Source organism: Bradyrhizobium sp. 33ap4 (assembly GCF_032654765.1).
GTDB lineage: Bacteria > Pseudomonadota > Alphaproteobacteria > Rhizobiales > Xanthobacteraceae > Bradyrhizobium > Bradyrhizobium australafricanum.
Window position 1 is genome coordinate 109,457 of record NZ_JAUMTJ010000002.1, and the last position, 21,976, is coordinate 131,432.

General features: G+C 65.6%; 24 protein-coding genes. 11 read left to right on the forward strand and 13 right to left on the reverse strand.

Features of this window, described 5'->3' with window-relative positions; translation table 11 throughout:
* Window positions 1–50: 50 nt before the first annotated feature.
* Window positions 51–242: a hypothetical protein gene (locus Q2M23_RS02120; protein ID WP_141340388.1), complete on the reverse strand. Its 192-nt coding sequence runs from the start codon at window positions 240–242 to the stop codon at window positions 51–53.
* A gap of 236 nt (window positions 243–478) precedes the next feature.
* Here Q2M23_RS02120 and Q2M23_RS02125 point away from each other — a divergent pair, with 236 nt between their 5' ends.
* The 4 genes from Q2M23_RS02125 to Q2M23_RS02135 all read left to right on the forward strand — a co-directional run bounded on the left by Q2M23_RS02125 (window position 479) and on the right by Q2M23_RS02135 (window position 2,457).
* On the forward strand, window positions 479–739 hold the full coding sequence (locus Q2M23_RS02125) for a hypothetical protein (RefSeq protein WP_316393978.1): 261 nt from the start codon (window positions 479–481) through the stop codon (window positions 737–739).
* Window positions 664–933: a hypothetical protein gene (locus tag Q2M23_RS43940; RefSeq protein ID WP_410469684.1), complete on the forward strand. Its 270-nt coding sequence runs from the start codon at window positions 664–666 to the stop codon at window positions 931–933. Before Q2M23_RS02125 ends, Q2M23_RS43940 begins: the two co-directional genes overlap by 76 nt.
* Window positions 840–1,253, forward strand: a complete 414-nt coding sequence (locus Q2M23_RS02130) for a hypothetical protein (protein ID WP_316393979.1) — start codon at window positions 840–842, stop codon at window positions 1,251–1,253. Before Q2M23_RS43940 ends, Q2M23_RS02130 begins: the two co-directional genes overlap by 94 nt.
* An 85-nt stretch (window positions 1,254–1,338) precedes the next feature.
* The gene (locus Q2M23_RS02135; RefSeq protein WP_253625510.1) at window positions 1,339–2,457 is read left to right on the forward strand and encodes a branched-chain amino acid ABC transporter substrate-binding protein; all 1,119 of its coding nucleotides are present in this window, start codon (window positions 1,339–1,341) and stop codon (window positions 2,455–2,457) included.
* Between the two features lie 154 nt (window positions 2,458–2,611).
* Here the strand turns inward: Q2M23_RS02135 and Q2M23_RS02140 are convergent, their stop codons facing one another.
* Both Q2M23_RS02140 and Q2M23_RS02145 read right to left on the reverse strand, forming a co-directional pair.
* A complete protein-coding gene (locus Q2M23_RS02140) occupies window positions 2,612–3,079 on the reverse strand; it encodes a GFA family protein (RefSeq protein WP_316393982.1) in 468 nt (155 codons plus the stop codon).
* The gene (locus Q2M23_RS02145; protein ID WP_316393983.1) at window positions 3,066–3,644 is read right to left on the reverse strand and encodes a TetR/AcrR family transcriptional regulator; all 579 of its coding nucleotides are present in this window, start codon (window positions 3,642–3,644) and stop codon (window positions 3,066–3,068) included. The genes Q2M23_RS02140 and Q2M23_RS02145 overlap by 14 nt, the downstream gene beginning before the upstream one ends.
* 80 nt (window positions 3,645–3,724) lie before the next feature.
* On the opposite strand from Q2M23_RS02145, the gene Q2M23_RS02150 reads away from it, so the two are divergent.
* Window positions 3,725–4,039, forward strand: a complete 315-nt coding sequence (locus tag Q2M23_RS02150; RefSeq protein WP_316393984.1) for a monooxygenase — start codon at window positions 3,725–3,727, stop codon at window positions 4,037–4,039.
* 27 nt (window positions 4,040–4,066) lie between these two features.
* On the opposite strand, the gene Q2M23_RS02155 is transcribed toward Q2M23_RS02150, so the two are convergent.
* Window positions 4,067–4,522 (reverse strand): hypothetical protein, encoded by a 456-nt coding sequence (locus Q2M23_RS02155; protein ID WP_316393985.1) that lies wholly within the window; start codon window positions 4,520–4,522, stop codon window positions 4,067–4,069.
* Window positions 4,474–5,031, reverse strand: coding sequence for a hypothetical protein (locus Q2M23_RS02160; RefSeq protein ID WP_316393986.1), 558 nt, complete (start codon window positions 5,029–5,031; stop codon window positions 4,474–4,476). The genes Q2M23_RS02155 and Q2M23_RS02160 overlap by 49 nt, the downstream gene beginning before the upstream one ends.
* Window positions 5,032–5,544: 513 nt before the next feature.
* Here Q2M23_RS02160 and Q2M23_RS02165 point away from each other — a divergent pair.
* The 3 genes from Q2M23_RS02165 to Q2M23_RS02175 all read left to right on the forward strand — a co-directional run bounded on the left by Q2M23_RS02165 (window position 5,545) and on the right by Q2M23_RS02175 (window position 9,903).
* Complete coding sequence (locus tag Q2M23_RS02165; protein WP_316393987.1) at window positions 5,545–6,591, forward strand: aldo/keto reductase; 1,047 nt, start codon at window positions 5,545–5,547, stop codon at window positions 6,589–6,591.
* Entirely contained in the window at window positions 6,588–7,442 is an 855-nt protein-coding gene (locus Q2M23_RS02170; RefSeq protein ID WP_316393988.1) for an amidohydrolase family protein, read from the forward strand. The genes Q2M23_RS02165 and Q2M23_RS02170 overlap by 4 nt, the downstream gene beginning before the upstream one ends.
* 121 nt (window positions 7,443–7,563) lie before the next feature.
* Window positions 7,564–9,903, forward strand: coding sequence for a Tex family protein (locus tag Q2M23_RS02175; RefSeq protein WP_141340393.1), 2,340 nt, complete (start codon window positions 7,564–7,566; stop codon window positions 9,901–9,903).
* A 213-nt stretch (window positions 9,904–10,116) separates the two neighbouring features.
* Here Q2M23_RS02175 and Q2M23_RS02180 read toward each other — a convergent pair whose 3' ends face one another.
* Window positions 10,117–11,580 (reverse strand): catalase, encoded by a 1,464-nt coding sequence (locus Q2M23_RS02180; RefSeq protein WP_253589226.1) that lies wholly within the window; start codon window positions 11,578–11,580, stop codon window positions 10,117–10,119.
* Window positions 11,581–12,013: 433 nt separating this feature from the next.
* Here Q2M23_RS02180 and Q2M23_RS02185 point away from each other — a divergent pair, with 433 nt between their 5' ends.
* The 3 genes from Q2M23_RS02185 to Q2M23_RS02195 all read left to right on the forward strand — a co-directional run bounded on the left by Q2M23_RS02185 (window position 12,014) and on the right by Q2M23_RS02195 (window position 14,735).
* Window positions 12,014–12,532 (forward strand): hypothetical protein, encoded by a 519-nt coding sequence (locus Q2M23_RS02185; RefSeq protein WP_076826967.1) that lies wholly within the window; start codon window positions 12,014–12,016, stop codon window positions 12,530–12,532.
* A gap of 150 nt (window positions 12,533–12,682) precedes the next feature.
* The gene (locus Q2M23_RS02190; RefSeq protein WP_168855370.1) at window positions 12,683–13,375 is read left to right on the forward strand and encodes a response regulator transcription factor; all 693 of its coding nucleotides are present in this window, start codon (window positions 12,683–12,685) and stop codon (window positions 13,373–13,375) included.
* The gene (locus Q2M23_RS02195; protein ID WP_316393989.1) at window positions 13,362–14,735 is read left to right on the forward strand and encodes a sensor histidine kinase; all 1,374 of its coding nucleotides are present in this window, start codon (window positions 13,362–13,364) and stop codon (window positions 14,733–14,735) included. Before Q2M23_RS02190 ends, Q2M23_RS02195 begins: the two co-directional genes overlap by 14 nt.
* A gap of 204 nt (window positions 14,736–14,939) precedes the next feature.
* Here the strand turns inward: Q2M23_RS02195 and Q2M23_RS02200 are convergent, their stop codons facing one another.
* From Q2M23_RS02200 to Q2M23_RS02230, 7 genes are read right to left on the reverse strand one after another with little or no spacing between them, the layout of a single operon-like run.
* Window positions 14,940–15,566, reverse strand: coding sequence for an NAD(P)H-dependent oxidoreductase (locus tag Q2M23_RS02200; RefSeq protein ID WP_316393991.1), 627 nt, complete (start codon window positions 15,564–15,566; stop codon window positions 14,940–14,942).
* Window positions 15,567–15,575: 9 nt separating this feature from the next.
* The gene (locus Q2M23_RS02205; protein ID WP_316393993.1) at window positions 15,576–17,147 is read right to left on the reverse strand and encodes an isochorismatase family protein; all 1,572 of its coding nucleotides are present in this window, start codon (window positions 17,145–17,147) and stop codon (window positions 15,576–15,578) included.
* Window positions 17,148–17,159: 12 nt separating this feature from the next.
* Window positions 17,160–18,008, reverse strand: a complete 849-nt coding sequence (locus Q2M23_RS02210) for an MBL fold metallo-hydrolase (RefSeq protein WP_316393995.1) — start codon at window positions 18,006–18,008, stop codon at window positions 17,160–17,162.
* A 51-nt stretch (window positions 18,009–18,059) separates the two neighbouring features.
* Entirely contained in the window at window positions 18,060–18,950 is an 891-nt protein-coding gene (locus Q2M23_RS02215) for an amidohydrolase family protein (RefSeq protein WP_316393997.1), read from the reverse strand.
* The gene (locus tag Q2M23_RS02220) at window positions 18,947–20,065 is read right to left on the reverse strand and encodes a vWA domain-containing protein (RefSeq protein WP_316393999.1); all 1,119 of its coding nucleotides are present in this window, start codon (window positions 20,063–20,065) and stop codon (window positions 18,947–18,949) included. Before Q2M23_RS02220 ends, Q2M23_RS02215 begins: the two co-directional genes overlap by 4 nt.
* Window positions 20,062–20,943, reverse strand: a complete 882-nt coding sequence (locus Q2M23_RS02225; protein WP_028338483.1) for an AAA family ATPase — start codon at window positions 20,941–20,943, stop codon at window positions 20,062–20,064. Before Q2M23_RS02225 ends, Q2M23_RS02220 begins: the two co-directional genes overlap by 4 nt.
* A 9-nt stretch (window positions 20,944–20,952) precedes the next feature.
* Window positions 20,953–21,975 carry a xanthine dehydrogenase family protein molybdopterin-binding subunit gene (locus Q2M23_RS02230; RefSeq protein ID WP_021075858.1) on the reverse strand — a complete coding sequence of 341 codons (1,023 nt, stop codon included), beginning with the start codon at window positions 21,973–21,975 and terminating at the stop codon, window positions 20,953–20,955.
* Window position 21,976: the final 1 nt, after the last annotated feature.

Genomic DNA, 21,976 nt, shown 5'->3' on the forward strand with positions numbered 1-21,976 from the left:
GTGATCAATGATGCGTCTCGCCTTGACGGCGGAATGTTCAATCCGAACGTTCAAGCTTTGGCTCGTCCGACAAAGCGCGTCGCGCGCTTTTCGAGAAAGGCGTTGAGCGTCACGACGCGATATCCGGTGCGGATATCGGTCAACACCAAATCGCTGACCATGATGACCTCCCGTTGCGGCTTCTGGTGGCCGAAGGTTGCGTGACGTGCGCTTGGATTACTATTGACCGTCCGGTCAGTCAATTATAATCCGCGTAACGGCTTGGGATGACGACACCGGGCAATATCGAGCGAGCACGATTTCGGTCTCGGTTGCGATTTCAGATCCGGCAATAGCGTCAGGATGATCCGGCGAGCATCGCCTGTCTGCAGCAAAAGTGCCGACGCGTAAGCATGGTCCCGTGCACTCGAGCGGTGTCGTGCTGCCACAAATCGGCCCCATATCACCGGCGACCCCCCGCCGCCATGAGGATTGGCCGATGACGATGCAGTCGCCGGATATCGCCGGGTTTCGGTTCTCGACCGCGGATTTCGGCGAGCGCGACCGCTTGCCGATCTTTCGCGAGCAGATCGGGCGGATGATCGTGAAGCTCGATCCGGAGCCACTGAGCGTCGGCGCGTTCCATGCCGAAGCCAAGTGCGCGAGCTGCCTGGGCTCGGGATCGTGTCCTGGGCGTGCAGCAACCTCAAGATCGCACGGCCGCGCGAGCTGTTCGACGGCAATGACGACCTTGTGCTGACGATCATCACGAGCGGCAACGCCCGCGCGTCGCAGCGCGGCCGCGACATCGAGCTGGGCACGGGGCAGGCCGTGCTGGAGTCGAGCGCGGAGGGGGCAACATGGTGGTCCCGGTCTCGCCGAGCCGTTTCGTCGGTCTCAGGCTCCCGCGCAAGGCGCTGGCACTGCTGGTCCGCGATCCCGAGGACATGCTGAACCGGTCGTTGCCCGCGAACACCGAGGCGATGCGTCTGCTGGCGCTCTACATCAGGGAGCTTGACGACAGCTACCAGCTCGCGACGCCCAAGCTGCGCGGCGCCGTCGTCCGGCATCTGGTCGATCTCGGGCGACGTCGCAAACAGCGCTCTCCGCCAGCCTGTGTGCTGTCGCGCACACAACATCGCCGCCCAATCACGTCCGCTGCGGGCGATTTCAGACGTCAATGCACGACAACGTGTTTCACATTGTTGCCCGATGTCGCATATGTCCAATCCCCCGTCGCCTCAGTCCGAGCCTGCCGATCGTCTCGCGCTTAAAAGGCAGCCCCCGGTGATCGTTGCAATCGGCGGATTCGTCGACTGCGATGCATTGAGGCGACTTGAGACCATCGAGGAGAATGTGATGAAGTTTGCACTTCGAGGATATTTTCTTGCGCTCGGCGCGAGCCTGGCCTTGTCCGGCGCCGCCATGGCACAGGATATCAGTGTTGCCGTGGTCGGGCCGATGACCGGCTCCGAGGCGAGCTTCGGCCAGCAGTTCAAGAACGGTGCTGATCTCGCGATTGCCGATATCAATGCGGCGGGTGGCGTGCTTGGCAAGAAGCTGAAGCTGGAGGTCGGCGACGATGCCTGCGATCCGAAGCAGGCGGTGTCGGTTGCTGAGAAGATGGCAGGCGCGAGGATTCCGTTCGTCGTTGGGCATTTCTGCTCATCGACCTCGATCCCTGCGTCGGACGCCTATGCAGAGGGCAATGTGCTGCAGATCACGCCGGGCTCGACCAATCCGCAATTCACCGAGCGCGGGTTGTGGAACACGTTCCGTGTCTGCGGCCGGGATGACCAGCAGGGCACGGTTGCGGCCGCCTACATTATCAAGAACTACAAGACCAAGAACGTCGCGATCATCCACGACAAGACGACCTACGGCAAAGGCCTTGCCGACGAAACGAAGAACGCCATCAACGCCGCGGGCGTGAAGGAAAAGCTCTATGAGGCCTATACCAAGGGCGACAAGGATTTTGCCGCTCTGGTATCCCGCTTCAAGAAGGAGTCGATCGATTTCGTCTATGTCGGCGGCTATTATGCCGAGGCTGCGTTGATCCTGCGCCAGATGCGCGAGCAGGGCGTCAATGCTGTGCTGATGGGCGGCGACGCCCTGGTCGACAAGCAGTTCGCCGCGATCGCAGGTCCGCTTGCCGAAGGCTCGCTGTTCACCTTCTCGCCCGACCCGCGCAAGAAGGCGACCGCGGCCGCGACCTTGAATAAGTTCAAGGACAAGGGCATCGATCCCGACGGCTACACGCTCTACAGCTATGCCGCGTTCCAGATCTGGAGCCAGGCCGCGGCCCGCGCCCAGACCACGGACGCAAAAAAGGTCGCTGCGGCCATCAAGGCCGGAAGCTGGGATACCGTGCTCGGCAAGATCAGCTACACGCCGAAGGGTGACATCACCCTGATCGACTACGTCGTGTACCGCCGCGACAAGGACGGCAACTACGCCGAACTGCCGGCCGGCCAATGATCGCCAGAGCGTTTTCGAGCGAAGCGGATACCGGTTCGCGTGAAGAAAACGCGTCAAAGCAAAATCAAGAGCCTCTGTTCCGATGCAATCGGAACGGAGGCAACCCTGGCTAGGCTGAATCGTTTCCCGCTGCGCCCGTGACCGGCGCATCCGGTCACACGTTCCGGGCAAAGCGTGCAGCGCCGGGGATCGGCGTGAGCCATGCGACGGCGCGATCGGTATAGATCTCGGCTTGCGGCTGCAATCCCTCCATGCTGTCGAGCGTACCGGCTTTCACCACGACCTTGCCGGGCATCAATGCGGTCTTCGCCAGCAGCGGGGACCCGCAGTGCCCGCAGAAATGACGATGGACCGGATGGCCGCTGTCGCCCTTGTCGACGAACACCACCGTCTCGCCCGACTGCTGGTAGTCGGCTTCGCGGATCACGAGGTTGAATGAAAACAGGCTGCCGCTTTGCCGCTGGCAATGTGTGCAATGACATATAGCGATGCTCCGCGGTTCGCGCTTGAGCGTGTAACGCACCGCGCCGCACAGGCAGCCGCCGTTCCGTTCCTGCGTGCTGGTTTCTCCCATTCGATGACGCCGTCGCCGCGACAAGGACGCCGCCTCAGGCGTCGCCAATCACGGCTTCGATGAATGTGGTGGCCGACTCCCTCAACTGCTTGCGGCTGTATCCGGCGCGCTCCATCACGGCGAGCCCGCGCGTGAACGTCACGATGACGCGCGCCAGCCGGTTTGCATCGGCCGTGCTGCGCCTGTTCGGCGCCGCGCTGATGGCTTTGCCGACCAGTTGCTCGAGCCGGGTGAGCACGTCCAGCACGCGCTGACGCACATCCGCGCTCGAAATGGCAGCGTCCAGCGCGGTGCGCGTCGTCAGGCAGCCCCGCTGCGGCGTGCCGTTCGTCATGTTGACGATGATCATGTCAAAGAAGTCCCTCAGTCTCGCCGAGGTATCGCCCTGCGCCAGCGCGCTGCCGGCCGCGTCCAGGAATTGCGCGGCATACTGATCGAAGGCGCGCAGGAAGATCGCTTCCTTGTCGCCATAGGCGTTGTAGAGGCTGCCGCGCTGGACGCCGGTCGCGGCCGCGAGATCCTGCATGGTCGCATCGTGCAGGCCCTTGCGCCAGAACACGTCTAGCGCGGTTGCGATCATCTCGTCCTCGTCGAACTGACGCACGCCCACCATTCGATCCACTCCATCGGGTCATTGTTGACACAATCGTCAATATTGACAATGATGTCAAGAATGAAGCCGAGGAGATCCGGATGATTACCGCAATCACGACGTTCAAGCTGCCGAAGCCGATCACGCGCGAGGAAGCCCGCAGCATCTTCCTGAGTACCGCGCCGATCTATCGCGGCATTCAGGGGCTGTTCCGAAAGACCTATTTGCTGTCCGAGGGCGGGATGACGGCCGGCGGTATCTATTTCTGGAACTCGAGAGTGGAGGCGGAAGCGCTGTACACCGATGCGTGGCGCGCCCGCGCACGGGAGAAATATGGCGCCGATCCGATCGTCACCTATTTCGAGAGTCCTGTGGTGGTCGACAACCTTGCCCAGCAGATTGTTGCCGACGATTAGCAACGAAGCGGCGGTGGCGGATGCGCATCACAGCGCATTGAGCGCCTTGCGCGACGGAGCGAGCGGCAGCCATTCCGGAATCTGCCGCCTGGCGAGCCAGTACGGACGCCAGATCGCGCGCCAGGTCGGGCGGTCGAGAGGCGCGGTGCCCCATCTGCGTTGCTCGACCTCCATCCACAACAGGCCGTGGCTATGCAGCCATTGGCGCGCTGCCCACCAGACCTCGCGCGGCATCTCGGCGTTCCGGATACCGGTGAGCTCGGCGATACCTGGCAACGGACCCTCAAAACGCGCCGCAACTCTCAGGGTGGCGACGCGTTGCCCGCTCCGCCTGACGCTCCACAGCCGCGAGCGATTGTGGGCGAGGCTGGGACCGTAGGTGCGCAGGCAATTCTGCATCGCTTCCGCCTCCTCCGAAATATCCGTGGTCGAGCTCAGCGGGATGAAGTCGTAACCGTCAACGCGGCCCGGCCGCAGCCACATATCCGCGATCTTCTCCGAGCCGAGGCTGACATGCAGCGCGTCATCGTGCGCCACGCATCGGCGGCCGCGAGCGCCGAGCCGATCTGCATGCTCGGCGTCCACCTCCGGTCGATCAGCGTATGTCCCAGCGTCGCCGGCTGCGTGGAGAACCACGCCCACAGGCCGATGAGCCGCAATCGCGCAGGATCGGTGCGCGGCGGCGCCCGGACCAGCTCGCGCGCGATCCAGACCGCCGGTCCATGTGCGAGCTCGGCAACCGCCGCGACGGATTTCAGCCAGATCGGCGCGAGCTTCGGTGACGGCGGCAGGTGGTTCGCGATCTGCCGGCGAAACAGCTCGTCATCGGGCAGTCCCGTGATCGGAGCGGTGAATGCTTCCGGCGGCAATCTGCGCAGCCACAGCGGAATGCCCGCCGCGGCCGCGGCGTCCGCGAGCGAGCGGCCGTCGATGACGCATGCGCGTGCGCGCGCCGAAGCGATCCCGGCTCGCGGGACCGCCAGCGCGAACAACAGCGCAGGAAAGCTCGCGGCAAGGTCCGCAAGACGCGTGTGCCGCATGGCCAGCGCGCGGACCCTTCCCTGAACGTGTGGATGATACCTCCGCAGCTGATGTTCGAGCAGCACGGAGCGTGTGGCCTCGCGACGAGAGGTCACCTGAAGCGTCGAGGTCATGACAAAAGTTCCGCAAGCGCGGAGCCGAAGGCCCGCGGCAGATTCGATTGCGTGTGGGTGTTGCGATTTCACCCGGGATCCGATTCCGGGACGCGCGTCAAATATCGCGCGGCGAACCCGGGAAGCGCACAGACCTGAACATCGTCGCCTCCTGCGTTGAAGTTGCGGAGCGCTCCCATAGCCTATTTCCCGCCGATAGGCAACGTGAAGCTGTGCATTGCATTTTAGCGATGTGGTGCCTGCGCGATGAGAGACCACACCGCGGCGTCGGCCGCCAAGGTCCCTTCACGATCCTGGTCAACGACGCTAGTCTGATGAGGGGCTAACAAGAAACGCAGGCGGGAGGCCATAATGACCCAACAACAATCCTCCGATCCAGGCTCCCCGGCACTGCCACGTCGCAGGCTCGGCCGCACCGGGCTCGATGTCTCCATTCTCGGCTTCGGCACGGCACCGCTCGGCGACCTGTTCGCGCGGCTCGACGACACTGCTGCGATCGCAGCAGCGGAGCGGGCGTTTGCGCTGGGCGTCAACCTGCTGGATTCCTCGCCGCTCTACGGCCATGGCCTCGCCGAACACCGCAGCGGCACCGCGCTGCGCCGCGTGGCGCGCGACGACGTCGTCGTCTGCACCAAGGTCGGGCGCTGGATGGACCCGTTCCACGGCCGCGGCGACGGCTCCAATTTCGCCGGCGGCGCGCCGCATCGCGCGGTGTTCGACTATTCCTATGACGGCACCATGCGCTCGGTGGAGCAGTCGCTGCTGCGGCTCGGCACCGATCGCATCGATTTGCTGCTGATCCACGACGTCGACGTCTGGACCCACGGAGCTGACGCGATCGAGACGCGGTTTCGCGAGGCGATGGAGGGCGCGTATGTCGCGCTCGACAAGTTGCGTTCCGAGCGCCTGGTCAAGGGCATCGGGATCGGCGTCAACGAGGCCGAGATGTGCGTGCGCTTCGCCAAGGCCGGAACGTTCGACACTGTGCTGCTTGCCGGCCGCTACTCGCTGCTCGAGCAACCCGCACTCGCCGAATTCCTGCCGCTGGCGCAAGCAAAGGGCATCGGCATGATGCTCGGTGGCGTCTTCAACTCCGGCATCCTGGCGACCGGCGCGGTTGCCGGCGCCAAGTACAATTACAAGGATGCGCCGCCGGACGTGATGCGGAAGGTGGCGGCGATTGATCGCGTCTGCCGCGCCCACAACGTGGCGCTGCCGACCGCGGCGCTGCATTTCGCGCTCGGCCATCCGGCGGTGGCAAGCCTCGTGCTCGGCGCGCAGACGCCGCAGGAGGTCGAGCGCAACGTCGCCGCGTTGTCGTCGCCCGTGCCTGCCGCGCTGTGGCGCGACCTGAAGAATGAGGGGCTGCTCGACCAGCATGCGCCGGTGCCGGCATGATGCGGATCGACGCCCATCACCATGTCTGGACCCTGGCGCGCGCGGATTACGGCTGGCTGACGCCCGAGCGCGGGCCGATCTACCGCGACTTCGGCCTGGCCGATCTCGCGCCGCATCTCGCCGCGGCTGGGATTGAAGGCACCATCCTGGTGCAGGCCGCACCGACTGAAGCGGAGACCGTATTCCTACTCGATATCGCCAAAGGGACCGAGCAGGTGCGCGGCGTGGTCGGCTGGGTCGACTTCGACGCTGCCGATGCCGCGGCGCGGATCGACGCGTTTGCCGGGCGCGAGCTCCTGGTCGGTCTGCGGCCGATGGTGCAGGACATCGCCGATGACGACTGGCTGCTGCGCCCCGAACTGGCGGCGCCGCTCGAGGCCATGGCGCGGCATGACCTGGTCTTCGACGCGCTGGTGCTGCCGCGCCATTTGCCGCGGCTCATTCAGGTGGTCGATCGCCATCCGGACCTGCAATTCGTGCTCGACCATTTCGGCAAGCCGCACCTTGCGACCGGCGACATCGCGGCCTGGAAGGACGACATCGCAAGCCTCGCCACACGATCCAACGTGGTCTGCAAACTCTCGGGTCTTGCGACCGACGCGGCACCGAACTGGCAGGTTGCCGATCTCAGCGAGGCCGTCGATCATGCACTGGCATGTTTCGGGCCGCAGCGGATGCTGTGGGGCAGCGACTGGCCCGTCGTCAACCTCGCCGGCGGCTATGCGTACTGGTTCGCAGCCGCGGAGTGCCTACTTGCTGATTTGTCAAGTGAAGCAAGAGCTGCGATTTTCGGCGGCAATTCGGCGCGGGTTTATTTGTCAAGCCGCGGACGGCCAACATCCCGGAAATAGATTGCAGCCCGCGCCCAATTTGATCCACAGCGCGCCTTGATGAATCAATCCGGGATGGTTCATAAGCGACCACCGCGCCATCGGTGATCCGGCGGCGCAACGGAATTTCAGAGAGACAGGCGTGGCAAAGATTCATCATCAGATTGCGCAGGAGCTGGGGGTTCGCGACGAACAGGTCGAGGCGGCGGTGACGCTGCTCGACGGCGGCGCCACGGTGCCGTTCATCGCGCGATACCGCAAGGAGCTCACCGGCGCGCTTGATGATGCCCAGCTGCGCACGCTGGAAGAGCGGCTGACGTATTTGCGCGAGCTCGAGGAGCGCCGTACCGCGGTGCTCAATTCGATCCGCGAGCAGGGCAAGCTCGACGCCGCGCTCGAGGCTCAGATCATGGCCGCCGACAGCAAGGGCCGGCTCGAGGACATCTATCTGCCGTACAAGCCGAAGCGTCGCACCAAGGCCGAGATCGCCAAGGAGGCCGGCCTCGAGCCGCTCGCCGATCAGCTTCTGACGCAGCCCGAGAGCGATCCGAACGAGGCCGCGACGCCCTTCGTCAATGCCGAGAAGCAGGTCGCCGACGTCGCCGCGGCGCTCGACGGCGCGCGCGCGATCCTGGTCGAGCGCTTCGCCGAGGATGCCGACCTGATCGGCGCGCTGCGTGAGGAGATGTGGTCGAACGGCATCATGGCCTCGACCGTCCGCACCGGGAAGAAGACCGAAGGCGAGAAGTTCAAGGACTATTTCGATTTCTCCGAGCCGCTGCCGAAGTTGCCGTCGCATCGCATCCTGGCGCTGTTCCGCGGCGAGAAGGAAGAGATCCTCGACCTCGCCATCAAGCCGGAGGCGCAGGAGCCGGTCGTAGGCCAGCCCGGCCTCTACGAGCTCAAGATCATGAACCGCTTTGCGATCTCCAACCAGGGCCGCAAGGGCGACAAATGGCTGACCGAGACGGTGCGCTGGGCCTGGCGCACCAAAATCCAGATCCACCTCAACATCGATTTGCGGCTGCGGCTGTGGACGGCGGCCGAGACCGAGGCGGTGCGCGTGTTCGCCTCGAATCTGCGCGACCTCTTGCTCGCGGCGCCGGCCGGCGCGCGCGCCACCATGGGGCTCGATCCCGGGTATCGCACCGGCGTCAAGGTCGCGGTGATCGATGCGACCGGCAAGGTGGTGGCGCATACGGCGATTTTCCCGCACGAGCCGCAGCGGCGCTGGGATGAGGCGCTCGCCATTCTCGGCAAGCTCGCGATCGAGCATGGCGTCGAGCTGATTGCGATCGGCAACGGCACCGCCTCGCGCGAGACCGACAAGCTCGCCGCCGAGCTCGTGAAGCGGCTGCCCGAGCGCAAGATGACCAAGATCGTGGTCTCCGAAGCCGGCGCATCGGTCTACTCGGCCTCGGCCTTCGCCTCGAACGAATTGCCCGACCTCGACGTCACCATTCGCGGCGCGGTCTCGATCGCGCGGCGCCTGCAGGATCCCTTGGCCGAGCTGGTCAAGATCGATCCGAAGGCGATTGGCGTCGGCCAATACCAGCACGATCTCGGCGAGGCCAAGCTCGCCCGCTCGCTCGATGCCGTGGTGGAAGACTGCGTGAACGCGGTCGGCGTCGATGCCAATACCGCCTCGGTGCCGCTGCTCGCGCGGGTGTCGGGCATCGGCCAGGGACTGGCGCAAAGTATCGTGCAGCACCGCGATGCCAACGGCCCGTTCAAGTCGCGCAAGGCGCTGAAGGAGGTGCCGCGGCTCGGCCCGAAGGCGTTCGAGCAGTGCGCCGGCTTCCTGCGTATCAGCAATGGCGAGGATCCGCTCGATTCATCCGGCGTGCATCCGGAAGCCTATCCGGTAGTGCGCCGCATCCTCGAGGCGACCAAGAGCGACATCAAGGCGCTGATCGGCAATGCCGACGTGGTGCGGGGTCTCAAGCCGCAATCCTTCGTCGACGATACGTTCGGATTGCCGACCGTCACCGACATTCTGCGCGAGCTGGAAAAGCCCGGCCGCGATCCGCGTCCGGCGTTCAAGGCGGCGGTGTTCAAGGAAGGCGTCGAGGAGGTCAAGGACCTAAAGAAGGGCATGATCCTCGAGGGCACCGTGACCAACGTCGCCGCATTCGGCGCCTTCGTCGATATCGGCGTGCACCAGGATGGGCTGGTGCACATCTCGGCGATGTCGCGGAATTTCATCAAGGACCCGCGCGAAGTGGTGAAGCCCGGCGACATCGTCAAGGTCAAGGTGCTGGACGTCGAGGTCGCGCGCAAGCGCATCGCGCTGACGCTGCGGCTTGACGACGAGATCGGGCCGAAGAAGGACAATGCGGCGCCGTCGCGCGATTTCTCCCGCGGCTCCGGCAAGATGACGTCGTCGGCTCCGCGCCGGCCGCAGGAGCAGTCCGGCGGCGGCGCGCTCGCCGACGCGCTGCGCCGCGCGGCCGAGAAGAACGGACGCGGCAAGCCGACCTGAGCCGCGGAGGAGGGCGGCGAGCCGAGTTCGCCGCCTTGTTCGAAATCGACCACCTGACGCTTCTGGCTGAGTTGCCTAAGCTGTCCCCGTCATCCTGAGGTGCAAGCTCTTGCGAGCCTCGAAGGATGCACGGCCCCATTTCTGGCCGATTCATCCTTCGAGGCCCGCTCCGCGGGCACCTCAGGATGACGGGGCCGAAGGGGGCCGTCCCGGCTACAGCTCTCCGGCAGCAAACCTCGCCAGCGCATCCGCGACGCCCTTGCCGTAGGCCGGGTCGGCCTTGCTGCAATTCGCGACGTGCCGTTCCTGGATGTGCTTCGACGCGTTGCCGACCTGACGGGCGGTGTTGTCGAACAGGGCCTGCTTTTGCGCGGCATTCATCTTGCGGAACAGGTCGCCCGGCTGCTGCCAGTGGTCGTCATCCACGCGATGATCCCAATGCGCGGCCGCGCCTGACAATTCGAGTGGCGGCTCGTTCAGCTGCGGCTGATCGGTCCACTCGCCATGGCTGTTCGGCCAGTAGGTCAGCGTGGCGCCCAGATTGCCGTCGGTGCGCATCGCACCGTCGCGGTGATAGCTGTGGAATGGGCATTTCGGCGCGTTGACCGGGATCTGGTGGTGGTTGACGCCGAGCCGGTAGCGCTGCGCGTCGCCATAGGAGAACAGGCGGGCCTGCAGCATCTTGTCAGGTGAATAGCCGATGCCGGGCACGACATTCGCCGGCGTGAACGCCGCCTGCTCGACCTCGGCGAAGAAGTTCTCCGGATTGCGGTTGAGCTCGAAATACCCGACCTCGATCAGCGGATAATCCGCCTTGGGCCACACCTTGGTCAGATCGAACGGATTGAACGGGAATGCCTTGGCCTGTGCATCCGTCATCACTTGGATAAACAGCGTCCAGCGCGGGAAGTCGCCGCGCTCGATGCTCTGGAACAGGTCGCGCTGGTGGCTCTCGCGGTCCTTGCCGACCAGCGCCTCGGCCTCGGCATCGGTCAGGTTCTGAACGCCCTGCCGGGTGCGGAAATGGAATTTCACCCAGACGCGCTCATTGTCGGCATTGATCATGCTGTAGGTGTGGCTGCCGAAGCCGTGCTGGTGACGGAAGCTTTTCGGGATGCCGCGCTCGCTCATGACGATGGTGACCTGGTGCAGCGCTTCCGGCAGCAGCGTCCAGAAATCCCAGTTCATGTCGGGGTCGCGCACCCCCGTGCGCGGATGCCGCTTGATGGCGTGGTTGAGGTCGATGAAGCGCAAGGGGTCGCGGAAGAAGAACACCGGCGTGTTGTTGCCGACCACGTCCCAATTGCCTTCATCGGTGTAGAATTTCAGCGCGAAACCGCGAATGTCGCGCTCGGCGTCCGCCGCGCCGCGCTCGCCGGCGACCGTCGAGAACCGCGCGAACATCGGCGTCTGCTTGCCGATCTCCGAGAACATGCTGGCCTTGGTGTAGCGCGTGATGTCGTGGGTGACGGTGAAGGTGCCGTGCGCGCCGGCGCCCTTGGCATGCATCCGCCGCTCCGGGATCACCTCGCGGTGAAAATGCGCCAGCTTCTCGATCAGCCAGACATCCTGCAGCAATGCGGGTCCGCGCGGCCCCGCCGTCAGGATGTTCACATTATCGGCAACGGGGGCGCCGGAGGCGTGGGTCAGAAACGGTCTTTTGGTCTCGTCGCTCATCGAAAGCTCCTTGCTGAAGGTCAGCACTTCGCCGTCCCGGCGCCCGCAGGGAGGCCAGGCGAAAGGTGATTGCATCGCGGGTTGGATGACGGCCGCGGGGAGGGCAGAGTCCGGTGATTGACAAATTGTGAAGCGGGTCTGCGATCCCTCGACGCCGTCGTTGTTCTCCGACAGCTGCAGGATTAAGAACCGCGGCCGATCGATTCAACGAGCGCTATCCGCCGATTCCAGCCAAATGTCCGTCGATCCCGGCCAACGCAATCGTGGCCGCCGGTCCGGGCAACTGCCGCTCGGCATGCCGGCGCGCGAATTCTAAATCCGGTGTCAGAATCTGGCGCATTTGTCAGTTGAAGTCGGGCATCGGCTTGCGTCTTCTGATCATGCTCGCGTGCGGCGATACGAATTCGCCGCGGTCCCAATCAGGGAGGGTTTTATGAAGAACAGGCTTCTCACGTGTCTCACGGCAGCGACGCTCGCTGTCAGCGTTGCGCTTGCACCCGCTGCCCTCGCCAGAGGCGGCGGTGGTGGCGGCGGACATGGCGGCGGCGGCGGCGGCTTCGGTGGCGGCCACGGCGGCGCTATGGGTGCCATGGGTGGTGGCATGCACGGTGGCGGCTTTGGCGGCGGCATGCATGGCGGTGGTTTCGGCGGCGGAATGCGTGGTGGTGGCGCGGCGTTCGCCGCCATGGGCGGCGGCGGGCATTTCGCAGGCGGGCGCGTTGGTGGTCCCCGCTTCGTCGGTGCACCGGCAATCGGCCCGCGCTTTGCCGGCGCCGGATTCCGCGGTTCGCGCTTCTTCCATCATGGCGGCTTCTTACGCCATCACCGCTTCCATCGCTTCGCGTTCATCGGTGCGCCCTATCTCTATGCCGGCTATGACTACGGCTGCTACCGCAGGGTATGGACGGCTTACGGTCTGCAATGGGTCAATGTGTGCGGGGACTATTGGTGATCGCCCAACCAACCGCACCGTTGTCGCGGTCGTCGCCAGACGTTCCATCCTGCCCCGGAATGGGATAGTCTGGCGGCGATCGTCGCGGGGCTGCCGCTCGGAGAGTTTGAGAACTCGGAGAGTTCGACACAGCTCGGAGAGTTCAGGAATATGACCGGTGCTCACCGCCGCATTCTCGTCGTCGAGGACGACCCGGAAACCGCGGATCAGCTCGTCGAGGAGCTCACCACCAGCGGTTATGATGTGGATCTGGCGGCGAACGGCCGCGAGGCGCTGAGCCAGGGTGCGGCGCGCGACTATGCCGTGATCACCATCGATCGCATGCTGCCCGACATCGACGGCATCACGGTGATGCGTCAGATGCGCGACGGCGGCATCGCAGTGCCGTTCCTGATCATCAGCGCGCTCGGCGAAGTCGACGACCGGGTGCGTGGCTTGCGCGCCGGCGGCGACGACTATCTTGTCAAGCCGTTCTCCTTTGTCGAACTGCTGGCGCGGCTGGAGGCCCTTGGCCGCCGCAGCGAGACCGTTGCAAAGGAGACCATCCTGCGGGTCGGCGATCTCGCGATCGATCTGATTTCGCGGACGGCGAGCCGCCGCGGCCGCAGGATTCCGCTGCTGCCGAAGGAATTCCAGCTGCTCGAATACCTGGCGCGCAATGAGGGCCGCGTGGTGTCGCGCGCCATGCTGCTGCGGCATGTGTGGGACCTGCACTTCGATCCCTCGACCAACATCATCGACGTCTATGTCGGACGTTTGCGCCGCAAGGTCGACGACCAGCAAGCCTATCCGCTGATCCACACGATCCGCGGCATCGGGTACTGCCTCCGTGCTCCTGGCTAAGACCCTCAAGTCGTCGACGTTCCGCCTGGCGTTGATCGCCATCGGTGTCTTCGGCCTGATCGTCTCCGCGATCTTCGCCTATGTCTACTGGTCGACGTTGTCCTATGTGCGCGACAGATCCGACCGCGCGATCAGGACCGAGCAGGCGAGCCTCGATGATGCCTATGCGCGGTCCGGCCGCGATGGCCTGACCGCGTTGATCGCGCAACGCGTCGCGGACAAGGGCTTTGCCGATCATGTGTATTTGTTGGTCGGTCCCGGATCGACCGTGCTGGCGGGAAATCTCAGACAGTGGCCGGCGGGCGCTGCCGAGAAGGGATGGGCTGAATTTCGTGCCTCCCTGCCACAGCTTTCCTCGGGCCCCTCCCTGCTGCGAGGCGTGACGGAAACCCTGTCAAACGGCGATCGGCTGCTGGTCGGCCATGACATCAGCGATCTCGACGGCTTCATGGCGCAGATCAGGGCCGCCGGCATTGCCGTCGTCGTGCTGATCATCGGGCTTGCGGCTGCTGCCAGCATCGGCGTCACGCGGCGAACCGTCGGCCGGATCGAGTCGATCAATGCGACCAGTCGCGCTATCATGCTCTCCGGCCTCGACCAGCGTATCCCGCTTCGCGGCAGCCATGACGAATGGGATCGCGTCGCCGAGAATCTCAATCTGATGCTGGACCGGATCCAGACCTTGATGGGAGACGTCAAGCAGGTCAGCGAAAATATCGCCCACGACCTGCGCACGCCGCTGACCCGGATGCGCGGCCGGCTCGAGAAGGCCTATCACGCCCCGCGGAGCGGCGAGGGGGATGCTGCGTTGATCGGCGACACCATCGCCGATCTCGACGCGGTGCTCGGGATGTTCGCGTCGATCACGCGGATTTCCGAGATCGAGACGCGAGCCCGCAAGGGTGCGTTTCGCACCGTCAATCTCGTCGAGATCGCCGCCGAGGTGGTCGAGCTCTACGATGCCGCGGCTGAGGAGGTTACCACCCGGCTCGACCTTGCCGGCGATCGGGCGGTGCTGGTTACCGGGGACCGCGACCTGCTGTTCGATGCGATTGCCAATCTCGTCGACAACGCCATCAAGCATGGCCGCGCGGGTGGGCGGGTGACGGTGACCTGCGACAACGATGAGCGAGGCGCGGTGATTTCGATCGCCGATGACGGCCCCGGGATACCCGCCGAGCAGCACGACCGCGTCTTCAAGCGGTTCTACCGGCTCGAGCAGAGCCGCTACACGCCGGGCAACGGCCTCGGCCTCAGCCTGGTCGCGGCGGTCGCGAGCCTGCACGGCGCACGGATCGAATTGCGCGACAATGCGCCGGGATTGTTGTGCAGGCTGGTCTTTCCCGCCGCGGAAACGTAGGGATGGCCGAGGGCGTCTGTGGTTCTACCCCTGGGTGCCGATGCACGGCTCACACCTCAGTCAACACACGTCGTCGTCGTGGCGAAAGCCTAGGACCCATTACCCCGAATGACAATTGTGATGCTGCGCTGGGGCCACGATCTCGTTTACATTCAGATTCGGTGGTTATGGGTTTCGCCAGGACGACGATGTGGTAAGAGCAGGTCAAAACCTCCCCGCCATCTCCACCAGCCGCCGGTGCGCCGCCTCGCGGGCGGCGCGGATCGGCTCGGTGGGCCCGGTGGTAGGGCCGATCGGTACGAAGCGCACGTCGCTGATGCCGATGAAGCGCAGCGCCTCGCGCAGATAGGGCGTTGCCATGTCGATGCGGCCGCGGTTCATGCCGGTGACGAAGTCGCTGCCGCTTGCGAGGATCACGATCGTCGGGCGGTCCTTGAGCAGCGGCAGGTAGCCCTGCGCCGGATCGAAGCGGAAGGCCAGCCCCGGCTGGATGATGACGTCGAGCCATTGCTTGAGCTTGTAGGGAATGCCGAAATTCCACATCGGCGTCGAGATCAGCACGCGATCGGCCAGCGACAGCCGCAGCGCGAGGCGCTCGGCGATTACGAAGGCGTCGTGCTGCGAATTGGTGAAGCTCTTGCCGCCGATCCGGGCGTATTTGGCCTCGAGCAGATACCCATCGAATTCCGGTAGCGGCTCGCGCCAGAGGTTCATCGCGTCTATCTCCCAGTCCGGTCGCGCCCGACGGAAGCGATCGAGAAAGGCACGTGCGCCGGCCGCCGATTCCGAGTCGGGGCGCGGTGAGCAGTTAAGGTGCAGCAGCTTCGGCACCGCGCCTCCCTAGCCAAGTGCCTTGATCACGGTGTCGGCGTTGGTCACGACGGAGACGTTCTGGAGCGCGAAATTGATCGCGGCGTTGTGCCAGTCGGCATTCATGGTCGAGCAGCAATCCTCCGGCACGATCATGAAATAGCCTTTGTCGGCGCCGGTGCGCGCGGTGTGCTCGACCGACATGTTGGTCCAGGCTCCGGTATTGATGATCATGTCGCGGCCGGTCGCCTTCAGGATGGTCTCGAGCCGGGTGCCCTCCCAGGCGCTCATCCGCATCTTCTCGACCACGAAGTCGCCCGGGCGCGGTTCGAGCCCCGAGACCGGTGCCGCGCCCCAGCTGCCGCGCACCATCGCCTTGCTGTCGACCAACCCCTCGAACAGCGGCGCATTGAGCGTGACGCCGGGCGCGCCCGGCTCGACGACGAACCAGACATGGATGATGGAGACGCCGCGCGCTCGCGCAGCCTCGGCCACGCGGCGCACATTCTCGACGACATGCTGCTGGCGGGCGTGTGCGGGCGCACCGGACTCGGCGAACGCGCCGCCGTCCATGATGACGTCATTCTGCATGTCCTGGATGATCATCGCGCAGCGTTGCGGATCGAGCTGCATCTCGCCGGCGGCGAGATTCGGCGCAGGCGTCGACGAGGCGGCGCCGGCGCCGCCGCGCTTGCCGCTCATATAGGGCTCGTGGCGCGGGCCGACCTTGGTCGGGATCGCATAGACCGAATGGGCCGCGGTCAGATAGAGCGTGCGGAAGTCGGCGCCGCCCCAGGCGAGGTTGGCGACGAGCTCGGGCAGGCGGACCTTGCCGAGCAGGTCGCCGGCGGGCGAATAGACCCAGACGCCGCCGGGCGCGGTGACCCAGACATTGCCGCGCTGGTCGCACTTCATGCCGTCGGGCAGGCCGGGCTCGAGCTCGGAGCGGATGCCGGAGGCGAACACGCGCGGATTGCCGAGCGAGCCGTCGGCATTGACGTCGAAGGCGCGGATCAGCGCCTGCACGGTGTCGTTGACATAGAGGATGCGCTCGTCGGGCGAGAAGCACAGCCCGTTCGGCTGCTCGAACAGGTAGCGGTCGACCAGCAGTTTCGGCGCGCCGCCGCCGGGCGGCACGCGGTAGACGCCCTGGAAGCCGAGCTGGCGCGGCCGTTCGACGCCATAGACCGGCATGCGGCCGTACCAAGGATCGGAGAAATAGATCGCGCCGGAGGAATGCACACAGACATCGTTCGGACTGTTGAGCTCCTGGTTCTCGTAATGCGAAGCCAGCACCTCGCGCCGCCCGTCGGGCCGCTCGCGGATCAGCGAAGACGTCGCGTGCTCGCAGACGATCAGATTGAGCTCCGCGTCATAGGTCATGCCGTTGCATTTGTTCGATGGCCGCCTGACCTCGACGACACCGCGCCGCGCATCCCAGCGCCGGCGCACATCGCCCGGCATGTCGGAGAACAGCAGGAAATGATCGGCCGGATGCCAGATCGGTCCCTCCGTGAAATCGAAGCCGGTCCCAACCTGGCCGACCGGCGCGTAGGGATCGATCAGGTCTTCGAACTCGCTGCGCAGCGTGACATGCGTCATCGCCTCGATCCTCTACGCCGGGAACCAGTTGCGCTGCGGCAGGCTCTGCACGACAGGCCCGGGTACCTGGTCATGCAGGCGGCCGACCACCATGCCGCCCTCGATCTTGGCCGGGCGATCGTGCACAGGAAGCAGATAGCGGGAGCTCGAGAGCAGCTTCTTGATCGCTGCCTTCTCGGCGCGCTTGCTGGTGCCGTGGTTGCCCGTGGTGCGCGGCTCGGCGTCGTGGATCTCGTTAAAGGGATTCACGATCTGGTCGTTGAAATCATAGATCACGTCGCCGCAGATCGTCGCAATCCCGTCGGCGGTGTGGACATGGATGTTCATCGAGCCTTCGGTATGGGCGTTGGCAGCGTCGCAATAGACGCCCGGCATCAGCTCGACCGGGCCGGTGATTTCGAGGTCGAGAAAGCGCAGCGCGCTCTTGGTGTGCAGGCGGTCGATCAGGTGCTTGATGTCCGGCGCCGGATACTGCGGGTGCATCAGGCCCGAGACGGAGTATTCCAGCTCCTTGCGGTTCAGCACGACGGTCGTGTTCATCGGGAACAGGTCGTCCTTGCCGGCATGGTCGATGTGCAGGTGGGTGTGACAGACGAAGCGGACGTCGCCCATCCGCACGCCGTGGCGGGCGAGCTGGTTCTCGATCATGTTTTCGTGGAACTGGAGCCCGCGCATGCCGAGCATCTCCATGATCTGGTTGGAGCGATAGCCGGTGTCGACCAGCACGGGATAGGGGCCGCCGAGGATCAGGAAGCCGAGCGTCAGCACGCGGCGGGTGCGGCCGCAATTGTGCCCGAGCACGAGGAAGCTCGATTCCAGCTCGATATCGCCATAGTCCAGAATCTTGATCTCTAGCGGCATCTGTCTCCCTCCCAATTCGTGTTCGTTGTTATGTTCGACCCCGCGGTGCGGCTATGGCTGTAGCCGATAGACCCGCGCCGCCGTCGTGCTGAAGATCGCATCGCGCTGTTCGGGGCTCAGCCGTTCGGCTGCCGCCTTGAAAGCGGCGACGAGATCGCGATAGCTGGTCCACAGCTTCTCGATCGGAAAGTTCGAGCCGAACAGGCAGCGGTCGGCGCCGAAGATCGCGACGGTATCGGTCACCACGCCGGCGATATGCGCGGCATCGTTGCGATGGATGAAGGTGCCGAGCCCGGACAGCTTCGACACCACATTCGGACATCGCGCGAGCCGCGTCATCCCGCTGCGCCAGGTGGCGCGGCCCTGCGGCGACAGGTCCTCCAGCATGCCGGCATGCTGCAGGATGAAGGTCACGTCAGGGCAAGCCTCCACGAGGCCGGCCGCATCGGCCATCTGCGGCGCGAACACCTGCAGGTCAAAACTCCAGCCGTAGTCGGCGAGGTGGCCGACATTGCGCCGGATCACGGGATCATTGCAGAGATCGGCACGCGCGGCGAAGCGGTACAGCGGGTTCTCGTGCCAGTGCAGCTGCATGCGCACGCCGTGCACCAGCGGATAGCGCTTCAATCGATCGAGTTGCGGGCGGACGTCGGCGACGGAGAAATCGGCATAGGCGACGAGGGCGTGCGGCCAGCCGTGCTGGTCCGCGGTCTGCTGCACCCAGGCGGCTTCGTCCTCGAATTGGCCGTTCGGCCAGTTGGTCTGGACATAGACCGAGCGGTTGACGCCGGTGCCCTTGAGGTCGCCGAGATACTCCTCGATCGGATAGTCGCGGCGGATCGGCTCATAGGGGCCGAAGATGCGCGGCTGCATCGGGCCGGACAGCCAGGCGAGATCGGCCTGCCGCCAGATGTGATGATGTCCGTCGACAATGCCAGTCACGCGGCTCTCCTTGTTCCAAGCGACAGCAGATGCGCGACAACAGCCGCGCTGGATCCGCCGTCCACGAGATCGTCGACAAAGCGCTGGATCGCGATCAGCGCCTCGGTTTGCGGCGTGAAGCCGGGCGAGGTTGCGAGCGGCGTCAGCCAGCTGACGCGCCAGGCCCGCCGCGACAGTTTTGCCACGGCATCGCGCAGCGCAGCCGGATCGCCGCGTTCCAGGCCGTCGGAGACGATCACGACCGCGGCGCCGCGGGCATATCCGCCGAATCGCGGCACGGCGAGGAACGCCTGCAGCGCATCGCCGATCCTTGTGCCGCCGTCCCAGTCGCTGACCAGGAAGGAGGCCGCGTTCAGCGCCTGCTCGCGCCGCTTCAGCCGCAGCGCCGGCGTGACTCGGGTCAGTCTTGTGCCGAAGGTGAAGACCTCGACATTGCCGGCCGCCTGCACCAGCACATGCGCGAGCTTCATGTTCTCCTCGGTGCGCGCCTTCATCGAGCCGGAGACGTCGATCAGGAACAGGATCTTGCGCGGGCGTTGGCGGCGTCGCGTCCGCCCGAGCCGCAGCACCTCGCCGTCATTGCGGACGCTGTCGCGCAGCGTGCGGCGCAGATCGGCGAACGGACCACTGCGTGCGCGACGGCGCCGGTGGCCGCGCCGTCGCGGCAGCCGCCGTGCCGCTTCGCGCGACAGTTTTCGCAGCGGATCGCTGGTCGCGGTCTGGGCAAAGCGGCGCTCGACCAATGCCTCGGCGCGCGCCGCGGCGAGGCCGGACTCATTGGCCTCGTCGGCAAGCGGCGGCTCGTCCTCGCCGCGGCCTTCCTCCTGCAGGCGAACGGCCTCTTCGTCCTCACCCTCGGCCTGCTCGATCGCCTCGGCGCCGCGGAAGTGGATGTCGAACAGCCGGTCATACGTCGCCCGGCGCTGGGGCGGCGGCGCCAATGTCGCGAGCCCGGCCAGGCGGATGTGCTCCAGGCTGCGCGGACCGAGCAGCTCGATTGCCGCGAGGAAGCTCGTCGTCTGCTCCGGCGCAACCGAAAAGCCGTTGGCGCGCAGCAGCGCGACGAACGAAACAAATATCCGCGCGGCGCGCGGCAGCTGCAGGTCGTCGTTCACGCGGCCGCCTCCGCGATGATCGCATCGAGCCGGGGCGAAATGAAATGCAGATCCTCCTCGTCCTTCAGCGCGACGCCGATCGAGCGTTTGAACGCGTCCGGCCAGCGCGCGCCGCCCTTGTTGAGCAGGGTCGCGGCCTCGGCCCAGTCGACCGCCTCGGCGATCCCGGGCGCCTTGCTCAGCGGCTCGCGGCGCAGCCGGCCGACGGCGGCGACCACCGCGCGGGCGGTGGCCTCGGCGACGCTGGACGCCCGCATCATCACGATGCGCGCCTCGCGCTCGGCATTCGGATAATCGATCCAGTGATAGACGCAGCGCCGCCGCAGCGCCTCGTGCAGATCGCGCGTCCGGTTCGACGTCAGCACCACGACCGGATGCTCTGCAGCGCGCACCGTGCCGCGCTCGGGGATCGAGATCTGGAAGTCGGAGAGGAATTCGAGCAGGAAGGCCTCGAACTCCTGATCGGCGCGGTCGATTTCGTCGATCAGAAGCACCGTCGCGTCGGGCGCGCGCAGCGCGGCCAGCATCGGGCGCTCGATCAGGAAGGCGTCGCCATAGATATCGATGCTCTCCTCGCCGGCCTGCCGGATCGCCAGCATCTGGCGCGGATAGTTCCACTCGTAGAGGGCAGCGGCGGCGTCGATGCCTTCGTAGCATTGCAGGCGGATCAGCCTGCGGCCGAGCACGGCGGCGATCGCTTTTGCAGCTTCGGTCTTGCCGACACCCGGCGCGCCCTCGAGTAACAGCGGCTTGCCCAGCGCAAGCGAGAGATAGGAGGCGGTCGCGATGCCGTCGTCGGCGAGATAATAGGCCGCGCGCAGCGCCTTCTCCAGCGCCTCTGGGCTGTCGATGCCGACGATGTTGCTGCGGACCGGCATGGAGAAACCTCAGCGCCGTGGCTGCGGACGCGCGCCGCCTTGCGCCCTGATGGCGCGCAACACCTTTTCCGGCGTGATCGGGAGATCGTCGATCCGCACCCCGACCGCGTTGAAGATTGCGTTGGCGACCGCAGGCAGCACGGGATTGGCGCACATCTCGCCCGGTCCCTTGGCGCCGAACGGACCGTCGGGCGCCGGGCGTTCCAGCACCGCGATGTCGTGCGGGCAGATGTCGCCCGGACCCGGCATCAGATATTCGACGAAGTCGCGCGGACCGTGCACCGGCTCCGGATAATAAGGCTCCGGCGTCTCGTAGAGCGCGTGGCTGACGCCCATCCAGGCGCCGCCAACTAGCTGCTGCTCGACCAGCCGTGGATTGAGCGCGCGGCCGAGTTCATAGGCGGAGTCCATCCGGACCATGTCGACCTCGCCGGTCTCGTCGTCGACCTCGACCTCGGCGACCAGGCAGGCATGCGCGTAGCATGTCGCCGGCGACATCTCGCCGGTCTCGGGGTCGACGTCGGACAGCGGCACCAGGAAGATACCGCGGCCGGAGATCGTCTTGCCCTGCTTGAACTGCGCGGCGATGGCGACGTCCTTGGTGGAGATCGAGCGATGCGGCGCGCCCTTGACGTGGATATTGCCGCGGCCGTCGGTCTCGAGGTCGGCGGCATTCACCTCCAGTTCCTCGGCGGCGGCCTCCATCATCACACCGCGTGCCTCGCGCGCAGCCGCCATTACGGCGTTGCCGACGCGATGCGTGCCGCGCGAGGCGAACGAGCCCATGCAGTGCGGGCCGGTGTCGGAATCCGCGGTGTCGACATAGACGTCCTCGACCGGCACGCCGAGCGTCTCGGCGCAGATCTGCCGCGTCACCGACTTCATGCCCTGGCCGAGGTCGATCGAGGACAGCGCCACGGTGAACTTGCCGCTCGGGTTGGAATGCACCAGCGCCTGGCTGGGATCGCCGCCGAGGTTCATGCCGATGGGATAGTTGACCGACGCGATGCCGCGTCCGCGATGCCGGGTCATG